Below are 22,560 nucleotides of genomic sequence, written 5' to 3'. Positions count from 1 at the left end.
TGTATTGGAGGATACTTTATGAAAATAGACAACAGCCTCATAAGAGGCAATACCAGAATGCTCGTTCTGGCAATTATAGAATCTGGAAGCAGATATGGATATGAAATTATCAGAGAACTTGAAGCTAAATCCTACGGTACGTTTGTTCTGAAGGAAGGAACCCTATATCCTATTTTGCATGCCATGGAAAATGAGGAACTAATAAAATCCTCAATCTATGCCATGGAAAACAAACGAATAAGAAGATACTATAAAATAACGAAGAAAGGCAGAATTTATTTGTACAATAAAAAAAAGGAATGGGAAGAATTTTCTGCAAAAGTAAATCTTATTATCGGAAAAACTAGCTAAATATCAGCCGGCCTCTCGTGCTTATTTCCCATCGAAAGGCTGGTCAATATTAATCATCTATTAAAAACAGGCAACGCCTCCAAAAAAACAATATCATCTCGCTTTGAGGCATCTCCTTCCGCAAGTATGGCCGCTTTCGCCGTTACAATACCACCTACGGAATTAACTAGCCTTTCAATTGCTGCTATTGATTCCCCAGTACTGATAACATCATCTATTATTGCAACCCTTTTGCCTTTTATTTCAGCAGCGTCTTTTTCATCTAATACCAGCTCCTGCTTTTTCTGGGTTGTTATAGAAACTACTTCGTCAATAATGGGCTCGTTCATATAAGGCTTTACGCTCTTACGCACTACGATGTATTTTTTCATATTTAATAATCTTGATATTTCAAACGTTAAAGGAATCCCTTTAGCTTCGGCTGTCACAAGATAATCAACCGGAGGCAGCTTTTTTACTATATCCTTAGCTGCGGCGCACACTACTTCTGTATCGCCCAAAATAACAAAACTGGCTATACTTAATTTATCATTTATTTGAACTATGTTAAGTTCCCTTTTTACTCCCGAAACTTCAATGTTGTAAGTATTCACGATATTCTCCTCCATATATATTAATAACGGTATTTTCCAACCATATTTACGTCCTGTATGAACTACTGAACTTACTCTGAAAATAATATCATGTTTATGCTAAAAATAGTACTTTATTTTTTTAACTTTACTTAATAAAAATTTGCTGCAGGAATAAACCGGTTTAGCCTCAAAAGGTTAAAACCGGTTTTTCATTTTAATACTATATATCCTCAAAAGAAACCTGCTTAAGAAAATGCTTTAAATCATAGTTTTCTGATTGGTTGAAAATATAGTCCGGCGTTCCCTCCACTTCAATTTTACCCTTACTCAAAAACACTATTCTTGTTGCAAAACGTCTGACTGCATTAATTTGATGCGTTACAATAAGCATTGTCTGCCCTTCCTTTGCTAAATCGCTTATTGTCTCAAAAACTTCATGCGAAAGTTCCGGATCCAATGACGAAGTAGGTTCATCGAAAATCATGACTTCTGGTCCTAATGCTAATGCCCTGGCAATTGCAACTCTTTGCTGCTGACCCCCTGATAAATTATTGGGATACTGCTTAAGCTTATCTAACATGTGTACTCTGTCAAGCATCATTCTGCTTTTTTCTTCCGCTTCCGCATTACTGTACTTTAAAACAGTTTTAAGAGGCATACTCACATTTTCACCAACCCTGTAGTGAGGAAACAGATTAAAATTCTGAAAGACCATTCCTACTTTACCGTTGGTGCTTTTTGTTCCGCTTATTCTTTGCCCTCCAAGCAGGATTTCCCCTCCGTCAATCTTTTCCAATCCTGCGATACAACGCACTAATGTACTTTTACCGCTGCCGCTTGACCCTATTATTGCCACAACCTCACCTGTTTCAATCTGCATGTTCAATGATTTAAGAACCTGCGTATCTCCGTAACTCTTAGATAAATTACCAACTTCTATTATTTTTTTACCCATACTGACAACCTCCTTTCCAGCCATTTAGCAAAAAAGGTTACAAAATAAGTCATAGCAAAATAAATAACTGCCATAGTAATATATATTTCAAAAGGATGGTATGTTTTTGCATAGATTTGATTCCCCAGCTTTGTAAGCTCAACAATAGGCAGCACTGACGTAATTGAAGTTTCCTTTATTATTGATGAAAAACCGTTCATAAATGATGGTACTGCTATTCTAAGTGCCTGCGGCAGAATAATGTGAACCGTAGTTTGAATATTGCTGTACCCAAGCATTGCTGCCGCTTCGTACTGTCCTTTGTCGATTGACAGAATTGATGCCCTGACCACCTCGGATAAGTATGCGCCGCTGTTTAGCCCCATGGTGAGAATCGAAGCAGGAATAGTTCCTATTTTTATTCCAAAAGACGGCAGACCGTAATATACAACAAAAAGCTGTATAAGTAATGGAGTTCCCCTAAAAAATTCAACGTATGCCGCCAGCAGAAAGCGAATAGGCTTGTACAACTTTCTAGTTCGCATGCTTCCCACAACTATGGCTATTATCAATGTCAAAAAAAATGCACCTATGCCAACCTTCAATGTAATGGCAACAGCAGAAGGTAACAGATGCACAAAAGGTTTTATCACCGTAAAATCTAAATTTCGCATATAAACTCCTTAAAAACTATAAGCCAACTGCTTAAGCAGTTAGCTTATAAAATTCACGTTATATTACTCAACAGCAAGCCACTCTACAGCTATATTGTCATATGTTCCGTTTTCTTTTAATTTACTTATAACTTCTTCTATCTTTTCAATCAATGCCTCTGATCCATCTTTAGCCACAACTGCTATACCAATCTCCTGAATCGGATCATTCACGACCTTGAACTCCGGATTATTTTTAGCCTGCTCATTAGCATAAGTTACGCCGACTACAATTGCGTCTATTCTACCGTTTACAAGCTCTGCATAGGCATCTGCATTTCTGTTGTAATGCTTAATTTCAGCCACTTCAATACCCATTTCAGGTAATTTTTCAGCTGCCTGCGCCGCAGATGACGCGTCTTGAATTCCAATTATTTTACCTGCCAGATCTTCCTTACTATTAATTTCATCATTTTCGGACTTAACTACTATTACATCAGCCAGTGTATAGTAATTATCACTAAGTTCAACCGCATCCGTTGCAGAGGTTGCTTCTTCCGGTGACATGGCTGACATTATAATGTCAAAATCTCCATTGTTTACTCCTGCAATTAATCCTTCCCATGGAGTATTAACAAATTCAGCCTTAACCCCTATTTCATCCGCAATTGCAGCTGCAAGGCTCGGATCAAAACCTACAATTTCATTATTTTCGTTTATGCTTTCAAAGGGTGGATATTCCGGACACATTCCGACACGCAAAACCTTGCTGTCGATTATCGACTGCAGTGAAGTATCAGCCGCCTCATTATTTTCCAAATCATTGTTTACTTCATTGTTTACTTCATTTTTTGCATCTGTGCCACAAGCTGTCAGCGCAAATAAAGACAACACAATTACCATAACTGTTAAAAAAGTTTAAATGTTTTTTTCACTTTATGCCTCTCCTAGTGTTATTTTATAATAATTAAAACCTCTGAGGTTTTAAAATTATTCTATTAATTCAGAAATAAGATTCTGTAAAGATGCTTCAGGGTTGCTTTCGTCTACTGACAGAAATTTTGTAACTATTCCGGCGTCATCTAACATTTCAGCCAGCACTTCCATCATGACACCATATTCCGGCAGCTTATCCAAAGAACGAATTTTGGATTGCAAACCATATCCATCTCCTATTTCACCGCCCCAATTACCAGTACAGGTATAGTTAACGCCACATGCAGGACTTCCATCCAAGCCAATTACTGCGGCTATGTTATATCCGTTATTATAAAAATCTGATACCTGCTCAATAACAGGATTCAGCAGTTCATAACATTTTGACCTAAATCCCGGAAAATTCATCTGTTCCTTTACCTGTCCCCAACGTCTAATTCCAAAACAGCTTTGCTCAACGCAAGGTAGCTGTATAATTCCATACCCTTTATTCAAAAGCTCGGAAACTATTTTACTGCATCCGGCAGATTCCGTAGCAATACCATAAACCTTAGCATTAACATTTAATATACAGTGTGACACAAGCACTATTTTCTTGTCCCTTTTCAATAGCACACCAGCTTTCATTTGTTTTCTGTAAACCTTTACATATTATACACATTGACACACTCCCTTGTCCAATAACCTTTAATTTTAATTAACTTATTTAATATAAAATAAAATTATACTTAATAATAGATTTAATACCAATTTGTATTTCTACAATAATCTAAAAGCTTATTCGTCTTTTTATATCCATATATTTACAGTTGAAAGATAATTTATAGGAATGTATAATAAATTTTATGAAATTCTATTACTATGTTTATGCTGGGAATGATGTTCTCCCAAGGTTTTAACCTGAACCGCTTTTAAGCTGATGACTTCTGTAATTTTACAGATGCATCAGTTTTTGTTTTTAATTTATTTAAAATAATTGGAACACATCTGTACAATAAAACATAATTGGAGGACATTAAATTGAGAATTTCACCAAAAAGTTATAATGATTATAGTGATATAGTATTGCTTACGCTATTTGCTATACCTGTGGGAATTGCTGTAGGCTTGGTTGATGCTTTATTTGGGCGTATACTCATATGGATTACGAATGTTAGGATGGAACACCCCTATCAACTAATTCCGTTTCTAGGAATAATCGGTATTTTAATTGTTTGGTGCTACAAAGAATTCGGCAAAAACAGCGCAAAGGGCATGAGCTTAATATTTGAGGCAGGTCATGGCACAAGTGACAATATACCTCTTAGGCTAATCCCCTTTTCCATCGTAGGAACCTGGCTTACACATTTGTTCGGAGGAAGTGCAGGAAGAGAAGGCGTTGCCATACAGGTTGGTGGAGCACTATCTTACGAAGCAGGCAGACGAATTTTAACCAATGTTGATAGAAAATTACTATTGATTGTAGGTATGTCCGCAGGTTTCGGAGGCCTGTTTAGGACACCAATTGCAGCAGCTTTCTTTGCTGTGGAGGTGCTTACGGCAGGTGTCTTGGAAAATAAAGCAATGCTTCCTGCGCTAGCAGCTTCTTTTACTGCAAGCTTTACTGCAAATATATGCGGCTTGGAAAAGTTTTATTTTATGCTATCGGATAATGTTACTTTTTCACTATTGTTAGCGCTGAAGCTTATTGCGCTTGGAATTTCTTTTGGAATTACTGGTAGGCTATTTACAATGTACTTACATAAACTTAAAGAGATTTTTGCCGATCGCATGAAAAATCCGCTTATACGAATTTTCGTTATTGGAGTTGCAGTGAGCTGTTTTTCACTGTTATTATGGAACGGTAGATATTCTGGACTTGGAACAAACTTGATTTCCATGAGCTTCGATAATGGCATATATGCTTGGGACTTTGCATTGAAGCTAGTATTTACAGTAGTTACTTTAGCTGCAGGTTTTCAGGGCGGCGAGGTTACTCCACTGTTTTCCATAGGAGCACCTCTTGGCGTAGTCTTAGCTTCTATACTTAATGTGCCAGTGTATTTCGCTGCAGCATTAGGATATTCCGCAGTATTTGCCGGCGCTACTAACACACTGATTGCTCCAATGATAATTGGTGCAGAAGTCTTTGGCTATGAATATCTGCCTTACTTTGTTATAGTGTGCACTGTAGCTTATGCCTGCAACGGAAATTTATCGATTTATTCACTTCAAAAAATATATGAAATAAAATAAAATTTAAGCTTTTGGCACATAAACATAATGGGACTTTATTTTTGCAGTGGAAAGTCCCAAATGTGCTGCCTGTATTGACAATTGATAAAATTTATATTAATATATAGATATAGTTGTCAGATGAGAGGTGCGATTTTAGCGTGCCAAAAGCTTTCAGCTTAATAAATATTATTTCATATCCGGTTTTTTCTAAAAATACCGATTTAAAAATTGTATTTATAATCTTTATGCAGTTCTTGCTAATGATAATCCGAACTACACTTTGTAAATCTTTAATACAATCCATAAAAATTATAATTAGTTACATTTTCATTTCAAATGTAATTGCATACACATATCCTTTTATATAACAAATATTTAAAATCAATTCTTTCAATACAGCATAATAAGCAATGCTTTTAACAACCTCCTCATCTGAATGACAATTAGTTAAATGAGAAAGAGGTGAGAAAGTATGGAAATAGTAAAACCTAAAGAATTCTACGATGTATACCGATTAATGCAGGAATCCTTTCCATCTGAGGAATATCGTAGCTTTGACGGTGAACTTGACTTGTTTAACAAACAAAATTATAAGGTCATGGCTCTTCGCTCAGACAATGAAGTACAGGCATTTATTGCAGAATGGATTTTTAAGTATGTTCATTACATTGAGCATTTTTGTGTAACCCCTGATTTAAGGGGAAGTGGAATGGGAACTAAAATAATGCACAACTATTTAAAATCTGTAAAAGGCCCGGTTGTTATAGAAGTTGAAGCTAATAATACTCCTATTGCAAAGCGCAGGATAGAATTTTACAAACGCTTGGGATTTACGTTAAGCAATATTGAATATGTACAACCGCCGCTGAGGAAAACAGATATCAAACCGGCACTGAGGCTAATGCATTATCCGCAGAATTTATCAGATAAAGAACTTCACAAAATAAAGCATGTATTATTCAGCGATGTGTATAAAATAAGCTGATAATTTATTTCTAGTTGTAAAAAATCTTAAAATATTTTAGTAACAGCTCTTTCTTTGGTGACACTATTTTAGAAAGAGCTGTTATGTTTTTTTGCATCATCATTTACTACATGCCTGTTTATACTTCTGTATCTTACTTTTTAGAGTCTAATTTATCAAATATATGTTATAATATGATAAAGATAAGTAATTCAAAGGAGTGATAAAATGTCAATTGTAAATGCATATATTGTCCCACATCCACCGTTAATTATCCCAAAGGTTGGAAACGGGCAAGAAATAAAGATTGCCAAAACTGTCAAGGCATATAACAAAATAGCTGAAGAAATCGGCAAAATAAAACCCGAAACCATTGTAATTACTACACCTCACTCAATAATGTATTCTGACTATATTCATGTCTCCCCTGGGAATAAAGCTAAGGGTGACTTTAGAGAATTCGGAAGATCCGATATAAGCTTTGAAGCTGAATATGACCAAGATTTTATAAAGAATTTATCTTTATCGGCAGAAATTGAAGGAATCCCTGCCGGAACGTTAGGAGAAAAAAGAAAGTCCTTAGATCATGGAACTATGATTCCTTTATATTTTATCAATAAGTACTATACTGATTACAAAATCGTTCGCATATCAATATCAGGCTTATCTCCTGTAGAACACTATAACTTTGGAAAATGTATAGCAAAAACAGCAGAAGAAACCGGCAAGAAAACAGTAATAATAGCAAGCGGCGATTTATCCCATATGCTTAAGGATGAGGGGCCATATGGATATGCGGAAGAAGGCCCAATGTTTGATAAAGATGTTACATCAGCTGTATCTAAAGGTGATTTTCTCCGTCTTTTAACCTTTGATGAAGAATTTTGCGAAAATGCAGGTGAATGCGGGCTCCGTTCCTTTATTATTATGGCAGGTGCATTAGACAAAAAGGCTGTATCCTCAGAACTTCTTTCCTATGAGGGACCCTTTGGAGTCGGATATGCTGTTGCATCATTTGAAATAAAAGGCGAGGACGAGAACAGAGGATTTGCGGATATGTTTAATAAAAAAGAAGAAGAACGTTTAAAGCATATTATGTCAAATGAAGATGAATATGTGCGTTTAGCAAGAAGCTCTCTTGAGAACTATGTATTGAACCAAAAAAAAATTAACATTCCTGAAGATTTGCCTGTAGAAATGTCTCAAAAACAAGCTGGTGTATTTGTTTCATTAAAGTTAAACGGGCAGCTCAGAGGCTGTATAGGTACAATTATACCCACAACAGATAGTATAGCCAACGAAATTATCCAGAATGCAATAAGTTCAGGGTTAGAAGACCCAAGGTTCAGCCCTGTAACAAAAAAGGAATTAAATAAAATTGAATATTCTGTTGACATACTTGGTGAAAAAGAAGCTATTAGTTCAATGAATGAATTAGATCCTAAAAAATATGGAGTCATTGTATCCAAAGGCAGGAAAAGTGGATTGTTGCTGCCCAATTTAGAAGGAATTGATGTACCGGAGCAACAAGTAAGCATTGCTCTAAAAAAAGCAGGAATTGATTCTAATGAGAACTATAGAATGGAAAGATTTGAGGTGGTTAGACATAAATGAACAAAGTAGAATGTAATATATGTCCACATCATTGCAAGCTGGATGAAAATCAAGTAGGAGCATGCAAGGCCAGAAGCAATATTAACGGTGAAGTTGTCCCAATAAATTACGGAATGGTTTCCGCTATTGCTTTAGATCCTATAGAAAAGAAACCACTCAGGAATTTCTTTCCCGGCAGCAGCATTTTATCTGTGGGCAGCTTCGGCTGCAACCTGAAGTGTTCATTCTGTCAGAATTATGAAATATCTATGTCAGGAAAGAACGACATAAAATATCAATTTATAAAGCCTGAAGACTTAGTCAGAGCAGCTGTAGATTTAAAACCTGAAGGAAATATAGGCATTGCCTACACTTACAATGAACCTCTCGTAGGCTACGAATATGTAAGAGATTGTGCCATTTTAGCAAAAGAAAACAATTTAAAAAATGTATTGGTAACTAACGGATGCTTCTTCGGAGAACCAATAAATGAACTTCTTCCGCTTATGGATGCATTAAATATTGATTTGAAGGGTTTCACTGAAGATTTCTATAATAAAATAGGAGGAAACTTCGAAATTGTCAAAAACTTTATTAAATTGGCCGCAAGCACCAGCCATATAGAAATAACAACTTTGATAATTCCAGGAGAAAACGATAATGAGGACGAAATGAGAAATTTATCTAAATTTATTGCTTCTATAGATAAAAACATACCTTTACACATATCACGTTTTTTCCCTTGTTATAAAATGAAAGATGCACCTGCTACAAAAATATCCTCTGTATACAAGCTTGCTGATATTGCGCGAGAAGCTTTAAGTTATGTTTATGAAGGAAATTGTTAAATTTAAACAGAAAGGAAAGCCTTATGAAATTCAAAAATAAGACTTTATTTATTATCATATTTTCATTGATCATTTCATCCGTACTATTTGCAGCCTATTATTGGAACTTGATTCCGCAAAAATCTTACACAGCGGAGGACTTCGGCATAGAGACAGTTATCAGCTCTATTGACTTCAATGAAAACGGTTTAGATGACTATGAGGACCTTCTCCTTGGAGCCAGAGCAGATGCCGAAAATCACCCTAAGTATGACGGAAGCTACCATGCAGGCGGATATCCTCCCGATAACATCGGAGTGTGCACAGATGTTGTATGGAGGGCATTTAAAAATGCAGGATACTCCCTGAAAGACATGGTTGATGCAGATATACAAAAAAGGACGGAAGCGTACACCAATATTACTCGAATAGACAGCAATATCGATTTTCGCCGCGTAGGAAATCTTCGCGTATTTTTTGATGAATATGCCGTCCCACTAACAACAGATATTAACAATATTGAAGAATGGCAGCCAGGAGATATAGTAATCTTCGGAAACAATAAACACATTGGCATTGTTTCCGACAAGCGCAATAAAAATGGACACGCTTATATTATACATAACTCCGGGCAGCCTAAACGTGAAGAAAATTACCTGAATAGGACAACAATGGATGTAACAGCTCATTATCGCTTTGACGCAAGCTTAATTGATAATGCCGTGTTGATAAAATGGATGTCCAATTTTTAAATATTTCTATATTAAATTAACGCCACAAAACAAAATATGTAAGTACTATTTATCCAACATATCAGCAACTTTTTTCTTTAAATCCATAGCAGATTTTTCCGGATCTATGGACTTCATAACAGCTGAAACTACAGAAATTCCCTTTATGGGACTTTCTTTTAGGATATCAATATTATTTATATTCAAACCGCCAATTGCAACAACAGGAATAGGTACTGCTCTGCAAATATCGTTCAATGTGCTAACATCTGTTATACGTGTAGCAACCTTAGTTGTAGTCGGATATATTGCTCCAACTCCCAGATAGTCTGCTCCCTGTTCATATGCCACAAGTGCCTGTTCTACGGTTTTGGCCGTGGCACCTATAATTTTATTTTTTCCCATTAGCTTTCTTGCATAGCTCACGGGAATATCATTTTGTCCCACATGGACTCCCGAAGCATCTGATGCCATTGCTACATCAATTCTGTCATCTATGATAAGAGGTATATTGTATTTGTCTGTAATAATCTTAACATTCAATGCAAGTTTCAAATAATCTCTTCCAGTTAAGTTTTTTTCTCTCAGCTGTATAAGGGTTACCCCACCTTTGCAGGCTTTTTCAACAACATTCAAAAATTCATTCTCTGTTTTTCCTGTGCTGTCCGTAACAAAATACAATGTAGTATCAAATTTCATATGGTTACTTCCTCCAATTTAATAGATTCTTTAATAGATTCATCCGTCAAAGTATAAAGATTATCCAACAATGCTGTTTTAAAACTTCCGGTACCTTTTACGTCTCTGGACAATTCGCCGCTAATTCCCAAAGCTGCCGTACCTAATATTACACCCTCTAATATCCTACCGGATGAAATATAGCTTGCAATTAAAACATTGAGCATACATCCTGTACCGGTTATATGAGACATAATTTCAATACCGTTTTTAATTGAATATGTTTTTCTTCCGTCACTTATTATATCAATTTTTCCGGTAGCAACGACTACCGCCCCTGTGGCCAATGACAGCTCTCTGACAATTTCAGAATTTCTTACTAAAGTATTCGCATTTATTACGTCATCATTTCCGGCATCTATTCCCACAGAATGCGAATCCATATTGCAAAGTGATTTTATTTCTGACATGTTTCCCTTTATTGCAGATGGTTTGTTCTTACATATATATTCCTTGGCATAATTAAGCCTCAAGCTGCTGCACCCTACTCCCACAACATCGATTATTGAAGGAATTTTACTTATAGCTGCCACTTTCCCCGAAAGCATCATAGACTTTATCCTTACATCTGTTATGTTGCCTAAGTTTACAGCTAACGCCTGTGATAACGCCGTTATTTCCTCAACCTCATCAGGATGTTCTGCCATTATGGGCTTGGATCCGGCAGCTAAGACAATATTTGCACAGTCATTGATTGATATGGGATTTGTTATACAATGTATCAGAGGACTGTCTACTTTAATCTGTAACTTTATTTTTAAAAGTTGGTTTATCATAAACATTAACTCCTAAGCTTTTTTGAAATTTCAGTAACATTCCGTTCCTACTTAAAGCCTTCAACAATATGTATGCTGCCATACCTCCCATTATTGTAGCTGTTATAAATGAAGGAACGTAAAACATCCATGTAAGGCCTGTTCTGCCCCATATCAATGCCATTACAGGATATGAGACAATTGCCCCAATAACACCTGTACCAAATATTTCACCTATAACGGCAAATATTATTTTACCATTTGAAATTCGATAAAAAATTCCGGAAAGAAACGCACCGAATACTGCGCCTGTAAGAGCAAGCGGAGGGATTCCCATAAATATCATACGTATTATTCCTATCATAACAGCGCAAAGAAGTGAATACCACGGCCCCAGCAATACTGAGCAAACAATATTTATTAGGTGAGCAGTAGGACACAGCCCTTCAACTCTGAGAATCGGTGAAATTACTACTCCGATTGCAACAAGCATGGAAAGGACTACAGTTTTGAACAGTGAAGATTTTCTTGTCATTTTTTAAACCTCTCTTAAGATAAAATTCTCTGAAACATATGAAAGGTTCTAGGCATGACAAAACAGCGACTTAAAACCTGTGCAAATTATTTCAGGCCGGTCGAAGCTCAATTGCTCCCTCTCAGTCCGTACACGGACTCCCATCGCTGTTTATTTTTAAACTCTAAAGACTCAGGCCCAGGGCGCTCCCCCTTTGCCTGATGATAACAAATCTGTCTCAAAGCTATAATAAAGAATTTATAAAAAATAAAAAATGCGAAATACCAACACGATATTTCACATTAATCTAAGCTCAATGCATTATCCCTACGTTGGCATTATCCAAATCAGGTTATTAGGGTCGAAGTATAAATACTTCCTCTCAGCCTGTTACGGCTCCCCTTATTTCTTATATAAATTTTAGCATATATAAATAGCTTTGTCAAAAAATTTATAGCTAAACAATGCTTGTAGAAAAGATTTACTGCTCTTTTAGTATAACCACATCATTTTCTCCGAAGGATACAAATATCTTTTCTCCAACACCTAAAGTATGATGTTCCGACGCATTAAGCTCATCAAGAGAAATATTCATATCTCCAATTTTTATCTGGCAACGGGTTATAAGTCCCAATTCTTCTTTAAAATCAATCACACCTTCAATACCGTCTTTGTCTATGTGAAGATGTTCCGGACGAATCATCGCAGTAACTGTTTCACCAATTATATCATTTTCAATATTTATTTTTTTGTTAAGAACATTTATATATTTCTTATCGCTATCACTTTGTACTTGACAGTTAAATAAATTTGCCTGACCAACAAAACTTGCTACAAAGGAATTTTTAGGATTTCTGTAAATTTCATTTGGTGATGCGCACTGCTGTATTTCTCCTTTGTTCATAACCGTAATGCGGTCTGCAATGGACATAGCCTCTTCCTGGTCATGGGTTACATAGATACTTGTAATACCCAGCTCTCGCTGCAGCTTTTTGATGCTTTGCCTCATAGACACTCTTAATTTTTCATCAAGATTTGATAGAGGTTCATCAAATAATAGTATGTCAGGCTTTATTACCAAAGCGCGAGCCAATGCCACCCTTTGTCTTTGACCTCCTGATAGTTCCTGTATCTTTCTTTTTTCTAAACCTTCCAGCTCCACACTTTTTATTATTTTTGCTACCATTTCATTAATTTTAGAAGTGGGAAGTTTTCTAACTTTCAATCCAAAAGATATATTCTCTTCAACATTTAAATGAGGAAATAATGCATAGTTTTGAAAAACCATTGCCGTATTTCTTTTTTGCGGTGGAAAACTACTTACATCAACATCATTAAAAAGTATTCTTCCTTGGGTTCTTGAAATAAGACCTGCAATCATTCGTAACAAAGTTGTTTTTCCGCAGCCCGACGGTCCTAGTAGTACCATTATTTCTCCGTCTTCAATTTCCATAGAAACATCTTTAACAACCTGAGTGCTTTCATAAGTCTTACATATGTTCTCCAATTTAATTTTCATGCTGAATCACCCCCTTAAACTTATCTGTAATACTTTTTCTGTTAAGAATAACATAAAACACTCCCATTAAAGCCAATGTAACAAAGGACAGCAACAGTGCCAATGTAGCAGGAACTCCTATTGCAGAATGAGTTATTGATTGAAATATAACCTGTACTGCAACTTTGTTCTTTGGAAGTATTAAAAATATTATGGCACCTAAAGTTGTCATTGTACTTGAAAATATTTTTAAATATGATGCAGCGACAGCTTCCGTAAGAAGAGGCATAAGCACAAGCCTGAATGTTTTTATTTTACCCGCTCCCAGATTATACGAAGCATCTTCTAGGTCAGGGTCAATGTGTTCCAACAAAGCATATCCTGATTTCATTGCCACATTTAATGATCTTGCTATACATATAAGATATATAATAACACTTGTACCAAGTATAATCCACGGTGACAAGTTTGGTAATATATATTTTCCTATTCCGAATATGGGATACTTGAATGTCACAAGATAGCCTATGCCAAACAAAATACCTGGAACCGCAGCTGGAAAAACGCCTATAAAATCTACAAATACAGGCACTATTATTTTTTTTCTGTTAATTATGTAGGATAATACAACCCCCATAAATGATGCTGTCAAAGCAGTAACAAAGGATAATTTAACACTGTTAACAAATGGCCGAAGGTTCATAGAAAGCGCTTCTCTCACATGGTCTAAGGTCAATGTGTAATCATATCCCCAATTTTTTGTTAATGCTCCAATAACTATGAAGCCAAATTTAATTATAAAAAATGACACAAAGCACAAGGTGCAGAAAATAAGCGCCATTTTTATAGGTTTACTCACATTTTCGTATACTATATCCCTTTCATTAGATGCATCTGAAAAATAGCTTTTTCTAGTGCTGAAATGCCTTTGAGCAAAAAATGCCGCAGCACATGGTATTAACAAAATTATTCCTGAAACTGCTGCACTTTTCATGTTGTACACTCCTGTTATCTGCACATACAAATCTGATGCAAGGGTGGAAAATTTACCCCCTATCATAAGAGGAGTTGTAAAATCAGCCATAGAAGATAAAAAAACAAGCAACGCTGCAGATGTAATTTCAGGAATCATCATTGGGAGAGTTATTTTAAATAGTATGGTACTTTCAGATGCTCCAAGATTTCTGGCTGCCTGCTCAATTGTTGTATCTACATTTTTAATTGAACTAGAAATAAGAATATAGGCATATGTTACCAAAGACAGAACTTGCAAAATAACAATGCCCTGCCATCCGTATGGACTTACGCTTAAATGAAGTATTTTATAAGTTATTAGCCCCCTGCTTCCGAAAAGCATAATAAATGCAATTGCTCCCACAAAAGCAGGATTCACCAAAGGTAACAGCATAAGAACTCTCAATATGCCTATTCCCTTAAATTGCATTCTTCTTAAACAAAATGTTATAATAATTCCAAAAAAAACCGAAATGGCCGTTACAACAGAAGAAACAAACAAACTGTTTCCTAAAAGTTTTATTACTCTGTCTATTAACTTCTGATCAAAAAAAGACAAATCACCTGATATCCCATATATAATTACACTTATAATAGGCAAAAAACAAAAGTAAGTTAAAAAAACAATTAAGAGCATCTGTATTAATTTAATGTAATTAAAATGTCTTATCAAAATATCACTGCTCCTTTAATAATAAACAAGCTGTGAAAAAGAATCTTAAATTCTATGCACAGCTTGTTTATTATATTAATCTAGTTCTATTTGTTAACTCTTTCGTTCCACTTTGAAAGAATCTCATCACGTTCAGATGCGTTGGCTTTGAAATCTGTAGGGAACAGTTCAATTTCTTTAAGGCTTAAAATTCCTTCTGGAGCAGATACATCATCACGTACCAGCAAAGCATTCTGGGCCTTACCTACTTCTTCAAGTCCCTTTGTTGACAACAGCCAATCTATGAACACTTTTGCAGCTTCCGGATTTTTACATCCTGATAGTATTGCAACAGGCTGTGGCCACCATCCTGTACCGTCTTCTGGATAAATTACTTTAACCTGAGGGTTATTTTCTTCCAAACTCTTATCGCCAGTGCCTGCATTTATTCCTACAGCTGCTTCACCTGCAATAACATTTTTACCAGGATCGCTTCCTCTTGCTGTAAAAAATGGTACCTGAGCTATTAATTTGTCAAGATAGTTCCAGCCTTCCTCTTCTCCTCTTGTTTGAAGAATTGCACTAACAGTGTTGTAAGCTGTTCCCGAAGATGCAGGATCAGACATTGAAACCAATCCATTCAGCTCTGGATGAAGCAGGTCGTCCCACTTTGAAGGAATCTCTAATCCAAGCTCTTCTATTATTTCTGTGTTAACAACCCAGTTAACAACTGTAAGAGATGTACCGTACCAATATCCGTCAGCATCTTTCATTCCATCAGCAATATTTTTAGATTCTTCTGATACATATGATTCAAGAAGACCATTTTCTGCTGCACTAATAAATGCATCAGCTCCTCCAGTAAACCAGATATCAGCAACAACTACTCCTGAATCTTTTTCGTTTTGAATTCTTTGCAGAATTTCGCCGTTTTTCATTGTAAGATTTTCAACCTTTATTCCTGTGTCAGCAGTAAATGCATCAAGAACAGGAATAATAGCGTCAGTTACTCCGTACAAATTTAGTGTTATATCTTTCATTGATTCATCGTAATGTGCTTTCCACGTTTCTTCGTCAGCTGAAACAGCTTCGCTCTCATTATTTTCTGCTGGTTTTTCAATTTCTTCATTGTTATCTGTTGAAGAACATCCTATTAAAGAAAAAATCATCAATACAGAAAGTAAAATAGACAATATTTTTTTCATTTTTTTCCTCCATAAATTGTTATGTTAAATTATAATAATACAACTCCTAAGTTAACACTAAAATTGCTCTAAAATTCTATAGCCGCTGTGTTCAAGAACTGCCGGCTTACATTGCCCTAGCTTTAAAACATCAATGAATTCCCCCAGATTATTTGCCCATTTAGGCAGCTTGGTTGCATATTTACCAAGTGTTTTTTCACTGTGGGAATCACTTGCACCTATTGCTTGCAACCCTAAAATTTTACAATACTCCAATGCCTTTTTATTAGCCTGCAAATCTGTATTGCCATTTAGCACCTCAATGCCGTCCAAACCATTAACAGACAATAAATTTTCCTCTAAACCTCTGTTGTTGTTTCTGAAAGGATGAGCACTGAAGCAAACACCGTTGAGTTCTTTTACATAATCAATGAACTGCTGTGCATCAAGCTTTTTGTCAGGAATTCTGTCAATTCCAAATGCTAAAATATCTCCTTGGTTTGTAAGAACTTCAACACCTACAAAAATAGGAAAATTAACTTCCTTAGAATATTTTTCAGCTGTTTCCTTAAGCCCCATACTGTCGTGATCAGTTATACAGACGCCATCTAAGCCTTTTCTTTTGGCACTTTCAACAATTTCTTCTAAGCTGTTTTTACTGTCTTTGGAAAATGTGCATTCATGAACATGCAAATCAACAAGCATATGCTACTATTCCTTTCATATGGAAATGTCATTATTTCTTTAAATACCATTAGAAAAGTTTATCATAGCAATAATAATATGTAAAATTAAATAATTTCATCATTGACTCGTTATGTATGAATAAAAGTTATATTTCTTTTTATATTTCCATAATAAAACTCCCTGGTGGGAGTTTTAGATGTTATTTGGTTTTAAGCTCTTTTTTTACTTCATCAAAATCCGTAATTGGAAGAGAACAATTCTTGTTCTTGCATATGTAAAATGTTGTTTTGTTATTTTTCATTGAATAGTTTTTTATATAGCCAATATGCTTTGATACATTCTCTGACTCCTGGGAAGCAAATGCAACCACAGTAGTATTCACCATAGATAGACCGCTTAATTTTTTAATGGTATTTTGTAAATCTTCCACATCTTTTGCTATACATACAACCTCAACCGAAGGATATAGTTCATACATTGCAGCCATTAGTGCAAATGTATAGCCTGCAGGATACTTAACAATGCTTCCTGATAAAAAATCAATTTGCTTTTTTGTCAACTCCTCTATATTTTTATCTCCTGTTATTCTGGATAACCTTACCAAATTGTATGCCGCAACTGAATTCCCAGAAGGAACAGCACCGTCATAAGTGTCCTTTGGATTATAAATAAGCTTTTCACCATACTTGCTTCCAAGAAAAAAGCCTCCATTTTCTTCATCCCAAAACAACTCAGTCATTTTTTTATTTATGTCCAACGCCTTTTTCAAATATACTATTTCAAAAGATGATTCATAGAGTTCAATTAAAGCCCACTGAATCATTGCATAATCTTCAAGAGTTGCATTTTCAAGAACGGAGCCGTCTTTATATCGTGCACACAAATATCCCTTATTATTTGTTAATTCTTCATCAACAAACTTCATTGCCTTTTTAGCTGCATCAATATAGTCTTCATCTCCAAACACTCTGTGAGCAACAGCAAATGCAGCAATCATCATACCATTCCATGAAGCAAGAATTTTATCGTCCTTGTGAAGAACAGTTCTAGTCTTTCTGTATTCATAAACCTTTTTATTAAGTTCTTCAATTTTTTCATCAACATCATAAAAGTCTTCTCTTTGAAGCAAATTAGGTATGTTTTTTCCTTCAAAATTCCCATTATGGGTAATCCCATAATACTCATTAAAATACGTTCCATCCTCTCTGCCGAGAACATTTATTATTTCATCCGGAGTAAAAACATAATACTTACCTTCCTCTCCTTCGCTATCAGCATCCTGCGCGGAATAAAAACCTCCCTTTTCATGAGTCATTTCTTTAAGCACATATTTTAAAACCTTATCTGTTATGCTCTTGTAAAGTTTTATACCTGTTGCAGCATAGCCGTATGAATATGCAGTAACAAGAAGCGCATTGTCGTAAAGCATTTTTTCAAAGTGAGGAACAAGCCACCTGTTATCTGTTGAGTATCTTGAAAATCCGTTTCCAACATGATCGAACATTCCTCCCACAAACATGCTTTCAAGAGTTTTCTCAACCATAAACAGCACATCATTATCACCTTCAAGTGCATAATAACTTAAAAGGAATAATAAATAGCTCGGTTGAGGAAATTTAGGGCTTTTCGAAAACCCTCCGTACTCCTCATCAAAATTTCTCTCAAGTATGTTTGCAGCATCACTGATATTTTTCTTTGACAGAACAAATTCGGAAGTACTTTCATTTTCAATTTTTTTTATCTCTTGGGTTATTACATTGCTTGACTCCACCAGCCTATCTTTTTGATGTTGCCATCTGTCAGCAACGATTTCAAGCAATTCAATAAGTCCTGTCATTCCATACTTGCTTTTTTTCGGAATATATGTACCGGCAAAAAAAGGTTTCTGCTGCGGTGTCATTATTATTGTAAGAGGCCATCCTCCGCTTCCGGTAATTCTATGAGCCACATTCATATAAACAGAATCAATATCCGGACGCTCCTCCCTGTCTACTTTTATAGGAACAAAATGTTTGTTTATAATTTCAGCTACTTCCTCATCCTCAAAAGATTCACCCTCCATTACATGGCACCAATGACAAGTCGAATAACCGATGGAAAGAAAAACGGGCTTATCTTCTGACTTTGCCTTTTCAAAAGCTTCATCACCCCATGGATACCAATCAACGGGGTTGTGGGCATGCTGAAGCAGATAAGGGCTTTTTTCATCTATCAAATGATTTGCTGTTTTTTTTAATTCAGTCATATTTAGCTCTCCCTCATAAATTTATTACTAATTATTATACCCAAAAACATAAAGGATACTACTCTTCAATTAAATAGTATCCTTTATTAATCATTAAAACCAATGTTTGCATATTTTTAAAATCTGTTGGTGTAAGATTTTTACAAACCATCCTCAGTGTTTTAATATATAATTATTTATTTATTTTCTCCATATACTCTTGGATATTTGCAAGTTCTTCTTCTTTTAAATAATCCAAAAGCTCATTTTCACCTGCTATTGTAGCCATGTCTATTATTTCCACCTGCATTGCTGCAACATATCCGTGTTCTTCTTTGTATATCTTTCATATTCAATCATACAATAAAAAACACCTGTACATGTGTTTTTTATTGTATAATATTATTATAAATTTTATTTTAATGTATTATGGAACAAGATCATTTATTTTTTCCTTAATTTCTGAAAATGACAATCCTTTTTCAAGACAATAATCTCTGATATTTGTGTTTGATGGTGGAATATCAGTTCCAAGAATTTCTTTTATCTTTTCATCTGTTATTCCTGCATCCTGAATGTCTTTAATAGTAGTTTTGCCAGATACAAGAATTTCTTCTTCCTGTTCTTCATCTTCTTGGCTCTCCAAAGTTACATCTAAGTCATCCTCATTTAAAACTGGTATTTTAGCAGAGTGTTCACGCAGATATTCTTTAACTTCTTCTGTTAGATTTTCATTGTGTTCAAGTATAATATTAATAGCCGCCTCTGGCAAATAGGTATCTTCAAAACTAATTGGGAGATTTTTGTAAAGAGCAACAAATAGCTGTACTGAACCGTTTCCTATTTCATTTTCCATATTAATGTACAATGACTCAAGGTCTTTTGATTTAATATTACGGTCACTTAAATTTTCAAGGCCGAATGCTTTATAGAGAACATCTCTGTCAATTTCAAACAGTTCAGCTACCTCATCAAAATAATATGAACCTCTTATGTCCTCTGGATTGTACTGTCCCTGAAAATCCCCTTCTTTGTAAACCGCAGGAACTTTTTCAGACTCTGAAGACCATACACCTGCAAAAATAGTAGCTGCAATTCCTCCAAATATTACAACAATTATTATAAGCGCTATTTTATTCATACTAATTTTCACTGTTGGCCTCCTTTTCTGCTGTTGATGCATTTGTCATAAGATTCACTGTATTGCTTACTGGGCAGCTTCTTTCTGAAGTGCATTCATAGCAGCTTATACACTGCAAATCATCTACAACTTCCTTGTCAGAAATTTTCAAATTCATAGGACATGCACTGTCACATTTCTTACATGAAATGCAGGTTGTTTTGTTTCTTCTTATCTTAAAAATTCTAAACTTATTGAATATTCCAAGCAAAGCTCCATATGGGCAGGCATACTTGCACCAAGGTCTTTCCACAAACAAGGACATAACAAGCGTTACAACAAGCACCAAAATTGCAGTTACTGCTGTTTCTTCTGACCAAAATGTAAATAGCGCATGGTATGGATCTACACTGTCAAATATTAAGTAACCTGATATTGATGTAATGTAAACAACCCATGCTAAAACACCGTATCTAAAATATCTAAGTATTTTATGAATTTCCTGGGGAACAAAAGTATTGTATCTTTTCTTAAATATTTTTCTACCAATGTTACCAATCCATTCTTGTACAGAACCTAGAGGGCAAACCCATCCGCAGAACACTGGTCCAAAAAGTATTGCTAAAACAAAAATTATTCCCATAAGTATTACAGATGACATATGAATTTTCTTTATAAGCGCCCCCAATGTAAACAAATTATAAAGTGTTACTACTCCCCCAAATGGACAAAGAGAATGAAGGGAGGCTTCTGACAAAAATGGAATGCTTGCCATTCCCGACTCTGCCAAAGTTTTGTTAATAGCAATCAAGCCAATAAGTGCAAAGAAAAAAATTTGCAATAATCTTCTTATATTCTTTTTCTTCATTAAATTTATTCTCCTCATTAAGATTTGTATTCAAATATACTTATAATTTGTGGCAAAACTGTGTCCTATTTTTGATAAAATTCAATCATTTGCAAATCAGCACTAATTTCTGCACAAGAAAATTTATAGCAACAGTTGCATGTTACTAATAATTTTGCTATCCAAACATACATTAAATACATAATTATATGTGTATCAAGGAGGGATAATATGGAGAGAGCGCATCAAGTTGACTACAGAATTTTCGGAGATGACATTCAGTTTGTGGAAATAGGTCTTGATTACTAAGAAACAATTGTTGCTGAACCTGGAGCAATGATGTAACTTCAACATTGTAGAATTTGCGGCAACAAACATACCCGCTTCTTTGGAAGAAGTTCCACTGGCAGCAATTAATTCCGGGGTGGCCACCGATGCAGGATTTATTCCTTCACAGGATGCTATAGTTCTGGAAGAATCCAAACCGGGAGAAAACCTATATATAAATGTAATTGCTGTTAGCACAAAGGACAAGGATAATGAAACTCACAAACGTATTGTAGAAATATATCAAACTGACGAAACAAAAAAAGTTATTGAAGAAGATTCAAAAGGCTCTTCAATACCGGTTTAATAAAATTTGAAAGCACTTAAAAAATAGCGTCAGGAACCGTAAAACACAGTTCCTGACGTATGCTTCTGCTCTATCCCAAAATAAATTTTTTTACCTTTTTCGGATCAGCTTTCGGATTCAGCTCATATATTTTCTTTTCGATTTTTTCGTAGGCTTCTTCATAGCTTATTCCATCAGCAGCGCTTATGACTTCTTCGTCAAAAAAATCCTCCGCAAGACAAAATACAGTTGATGACCATCCAAATTCTTCTCCCGACTTAGATTTTTTTCTTGCTCTTCCGCACATGGAAATATAGAATTTCATCTGCAGTTCTATGACATTATTATCGAACTTTGTCTTATCTTCCTTGGAAAATCCTCCGTATCTTTTAATCAGATGAATAGGCAGCTCTTTGTACTCACACAGCAATTCATAGATTTTTTTCGCATGATGGCTTATTTTGCCTTCTTCATACTCTTCCTGCAATTCATTGCTTCCGCGCCTTACGGCGTAAAAATAAGGATACCATTCCTGCGTTATATATCCGCTCTTCTTGAAAAACAGCTTACCATAGGCAATGTCGTTCCTTTCATTCAGAACTCTCATTCTCCATTCCCACGGATCGGTGTCTGGTTCTCCGGTATGCCAAAGCACATTGTCTTTAAAATAATCACATAGGGCAAATATTCCTTCGCTGTTCTCACCGCCTAGGCTCATGCCTGCACAATATAAATTTTCCAGGAAATCTTCAAAGTTTTGTATGGCTTTCATTATTAGACGACCTGCCTCCTTAGATTTTGTTTTTTATTATACCATATTCATCCATATAAGTCATCAAACACATTTAAATTCAGATACTTATAATATGCGAAAAACTCTCTCACAACGGAATAAACATCTCTTATGTCCAGATATTCAGCGTGTGCCGAATA

At 35.4% G+C, this 22,560-nt stretch carries 23 protein-coding genes and 2 riboswitches; of the genes, 7 read left to right on the top strand and 16 right to left on the bottom strand.

Going from position 1 to position 22,560, the window contains the following annotated elements; all coding sequences use genetic code 11:
* The first annotated feature begins 18 nt into the window (after positions 1-18).
* Positions 19-351, top strand: coding sequence for a PadR family transcriptional regulator (locus RBQ61_RS10405; protein WP_308137260.1), 333 nt, complete (start codon positions 19-21; stop codon positions 349-351).
* A gap of 53 nt (positions 352-404) precedes the next feature.
* Here the strand turns inward: RBQ61_RS10405 and RBQ61_RS10400 are convergent, their stop codons facing one another.
* The 5 genes from RBQ61_RS10400 to RBQ61_RS10380 all read right to left on the bottom strand — a co-directional run bounded on the left by RBQ61_RS10400 (position 405) and on the right by RBQ61_RS10380 (position 4,058).
* The gene (locus tag RBQ61_RS10400; RefSeq protein ID WP_374049880.1) at positions 405-959 is read right to left on the bottom strand and encodes a phosphoribosyltransferase family protein; all 555 of its coding nucleotides are present in this window, start codon (positions 957-959) and stop codon (positions 405-407) included.
* A gap of 187 nt (positions 960-1,146) precedes the next feature.
* Entirely contained in the window at positions 1,147-1,881 is a 735-nt protein-coding gene (locus tag RBQ61_RS10395; RefSeq protein ID WP_308137259.1) for an amino acid ABC transporter ATP-binding protein, read from the bottom strand.
* Positions 1,866-2,534 carry an amino acid ABC transporter permease gene (locus RBQ61_RS10390; protein ID WP_308137258.1) on the bottom strand — a complete coding sequence of 223 codons (669 nt, stop codon included), beginning with the start codon at positions 2,532-2,534 and terminating at the stop codon, positions 1,866-1,868. The genes RBQ61_RS10395 and RBQ61_RS10390 overlap by 16 nt, the downstream gene beginning before the upstream one ends.
* A 63-nt stretch (positions 2,535-2,597) precedes the next feature.
* Positions 2,598-3,416, bottom strand: a complete 819-nt coding sequence (locus RBQ61_RS10385; RefSeq protein WP_308137257.1) for an ABC transporter substrate-binding protein — start codon at positions 3,414-3,416, stop codon at positions 2,598-2,600.
* A gap of 87 nt (positions 3,417-3,503) precedes the next feature.
* The gene (locus RBQ61_RS10380) at positions 3,504-4,058 is read right to left on the bottom strand and encodes a CD3072 family TudS-related putative desulfidase (protein ID WP_308137256.1); all 555 of its coding nucleotides are present in this window, start codon (positions 4,056-4,058) and stop codon (positions 3,504-3,506) included.
* Between the two features lie 254 nt (positions 4,059-4,312).
* A riboswitch (Fluoride riboswitch) is annotated at positions 4,313-4,385 on the top strand.
* A 90-nt stretch (positions 4,386-4,475) separates the two neighbouring features.
* On the opposite strand from RBQ61_RS10380, the gene RBQ61_RS10375 reads away from it, so the two are divergent.
* The 5 genes from RBQ61_RS10375 to RBQ61_RS10355 all read left to right on the top strand — a co-directional run bounded on the left by RBQ61_RS10375 (position 4,476) and on the right by RBQ61_RS10355 (position 9,802).
* Positions 4,476-5,684, top strand: coding sequence for a chloride channel protein (locus RBQ61_RS10375; protein ID WP_308140109.1), 1,209 nt, complete (start codon positions 4,476-4,478; stop codon positions 5,682-5,684).
* 454 nt (positions 5,685-6,138) lie between these two features.
* Complete coding sequence (locus tag RBQ61_RS10370; RefSeq protein ID WP_308137255.1) at positions 6,139-6,651, top strand: GNAT family N-acetyltransferase; 513 nt, start codon at positions 6,139-6,141, stop codon at positions 6,649-6,651.
* A gap of 207 nt (positions 6,652-6,858) precedes the next feature.
* Entirely contained in the window at positions 6,859-8,244 is a 1,386-nt protein-coding gene (gene amrA, locus RBQ61_RS10365; RefSeq protein WP_308137254.1) for an AmmeMemoRadiSam system protein A, read from the top strand.
* Positions 8,241-9,071 (top strand): AmmeMemoRadiSam system radical SAM enzyme, encoded by an 831-nt coding sequence (gene amrS, locus RBQ61_RS10360; protein ID WP_308137253.1) that lies wholly within the window; start codon positions 8,241-8,243, stop codon positions 9,069-9,071. Before amrA ends, amrS begins: the two co-directional genes overlap by 4 nt.
* Before the next feature lie 23 nt (positions 9,072-9,094).
* Positions 9,095-9,802 carry a DUF1287 domain-containing protein gene (locus RBQ61_RS10355; RefSeq protein ID WP_308137252.1) on the top strand — a complete coding sequence of 236 codons (708 nt, stop codon included), beginning with the start codon at positions 9,095-9,097 and terminating at the stop codon, positions 9,800-9,802.
* 45 nt (positions 9,803-9,847) lie between these two features.
* Here the strand turns inward: RBQ61_RS10355 and thiE are convergent, their stop codons facing one another.
* From thiE to RBQ61_RS10305, 10 genes are all read right to left on the bottom strand, one after another.
* Positions 9,848-10,480: a thiamine phosphate synthase gene (gene thiE / locus RBQ61_RS10350; RefSeq protein ID WP_308137251.1), complete on the bottom strand. Its 633-nt coding sequence runs from the start codon at positions 10,478-10,480 to the stop codon at positions 9,848-9,850.
* On the bottom strand, positions 10,477-11,295 hold the full coding sequence (gene thiM, locus RBQ61_RS10345; RefSeq protein WP_308137250.1) for a hydroxyethylthiazole kinase: 819 nt from the start codon (positions 11,293-11,295) through the stop codon (positions 10,477-10,479). The genes thiE and thiM overlap by 4 nt, the downstream gene beginning before the upstream one ends.
* Positions 11,258-11,809 (bottom strand): energy coupling factor transporter S component ThiW, encoded by a 552-nt coding sequence (thiW, locus tag RBQ61_RS10340; RefSeq protein ID WP_308137249.1) that lies wholly within the window; start codon positions 11,807-11,809, stop codon positions 11,258-11,260. The genes thiM and thiW overlap by 38 nt, the downstream gene beginning before the upstream one ends.
* A gap of 286 nt (positions 11,810-12,095) precedes the next feature.
* Positions 12,096-12,201, bottom strand: a riboswitch (TPP riboswitch).
* A 68-nt stretch (positions 12,202-12,269) separates the two neighbouring features.
* Positions 12,270-13,307 carry an ABC transporter ATP-binding protein gene (locus RBQ61_RS10335; RefSeq protein ID WP_308137248.1) on the bottom strand — a complete coding sequence of 346 codons (1,038 nt, stop codon included), beginning with the start codon at positions 13,305-13,307 and terminating at the stop codon, positions 12,270-12,272.
* On the bottom strand, positions 13,297-14,901 hold the full coding sequence (locus tag RBQ61_RS10330; RefSeq protein WP_308137247.1) for an iron ABC transporter permease: 1,605 nt from the start codon (positions 14,899-14,901) through the stop codon (positions 13,297-13,299). The genes RBQ61_RS10335 and RBQ61_RS10330 overlap by 11 nt, the downstream gene beginning before the upstream one ends.
* Positions 14,902-15,059: 158 nt before the next feature.
* A complete protein-coding gene (locus RBQ61_RS10325; protein WP_308137246.1) occupies positions 15,060-16,157 on the bottom strand; it encodes an ABC transporter substrate-binding protein in 1,098 nt (365 codons plus the stop codon).
* Positions 16,158-16,214: 57 nt separating this feature from the next.
* Positions 16,215-16,841: a PHP domain-containing protein gene (locus RBQ61_RS10320; protein WP_308137245.1), complete on the bottom strand. Its 627-nt coding sequence runs from the start codon at positions 16,839-16,841 to the stop codon at positions 16,215-16,217.
* 181 nt (positions 16,842-17,022) lie between these two features.
* Positions 17,023-19,068: a thioredoxin domain-containing protein gene (locus RBQ61_RS10315; protein ID WP_308137244.1), complete on the bottom strand. Its 2,046-nt coding sequence runs from the start codon at positions 19,066-19,068 to the stop codon at positions 17,023-17,025.
* A 406-nt stretch (positions 19,069-19,474) separates the two neighbouring features.
* The gene (locus RBQ61_RS10310) at positions 19,475-20,200 is read right to left on the bottom strand and encodes a hypothetical protein (protein ID WP_308137243.1); all 726 of its coding nucleotides are present in this window, start codon (positions 20,198-20,200) and stop codon (positions 19,475-19,477) included.
* The gene (locus RBQ61_RS10305; protein ID WP_308137242.1) at positions 20,190-21,035 is read right to left on the bottom strand and encodes a 4Fe-4S binding protein; all 846 of its coding nucleotides are present in this window, start codon (positions 21,033-21,035) and stop codon (positions 20,190-20,192) included. Before RBQ61_RS10305 ends, RBQ61_RS10310 begins: the two co-directional genes overlap by 11 nt.
* 331 nt (positions 21,036-21,366) lie before the next feature.
* Between RBQ61_RS10305 and RBQ61_RS10300 the strand changes: the two genes are divergently transcribed.
* The gene (locus RBQ61_RS10300) at positions 21,367-21,648 is read left to right on the top strand and encodes a MetQ/NlpA family ABC transporter substrate-binding protein (RefSeq protein ID WP_308140108.1); all 282 of its coding nucleotides are present in this window, start codon (positions 21,367-21,369) and stop codon (positions 21,646-21,648) included.
* 70 nt (positions 21,649-21,718) lie between these two features.
* Here the strand turns inward: RBQ61_RS10300 and RBQ61_RS10295 are convergent, their stop codons facing one another.
* Positions 21,719-22,399 carry a hypothetical protein gene (locus tag RBQ61_RS10295; protein ID WP_308137241.1) on the bottom strand — a complete coding sequence of 227 codons (681 nt, stop codon included), beginning with the start codon at positions 22,397-22,399 and terminating at the stop codon, positions 21,719-21,721.
* Positions 22,400-22,560: the final 161 nt, after the last annotated feature.

The sequence above is a fragment of the Sedimentibacter sp. MB35-C1 genome (genome assembly GCF_030913635.1).
GTDB lineage: Bacteria > Bacillota > Clostridia > Tissierellales > Sedimentibacteraceae > Sedimentibacter.
Note: the sequence above shows the minus strand (reverse complement) of the source record. Positions and strands in the feature narration are given on the sequence as shown.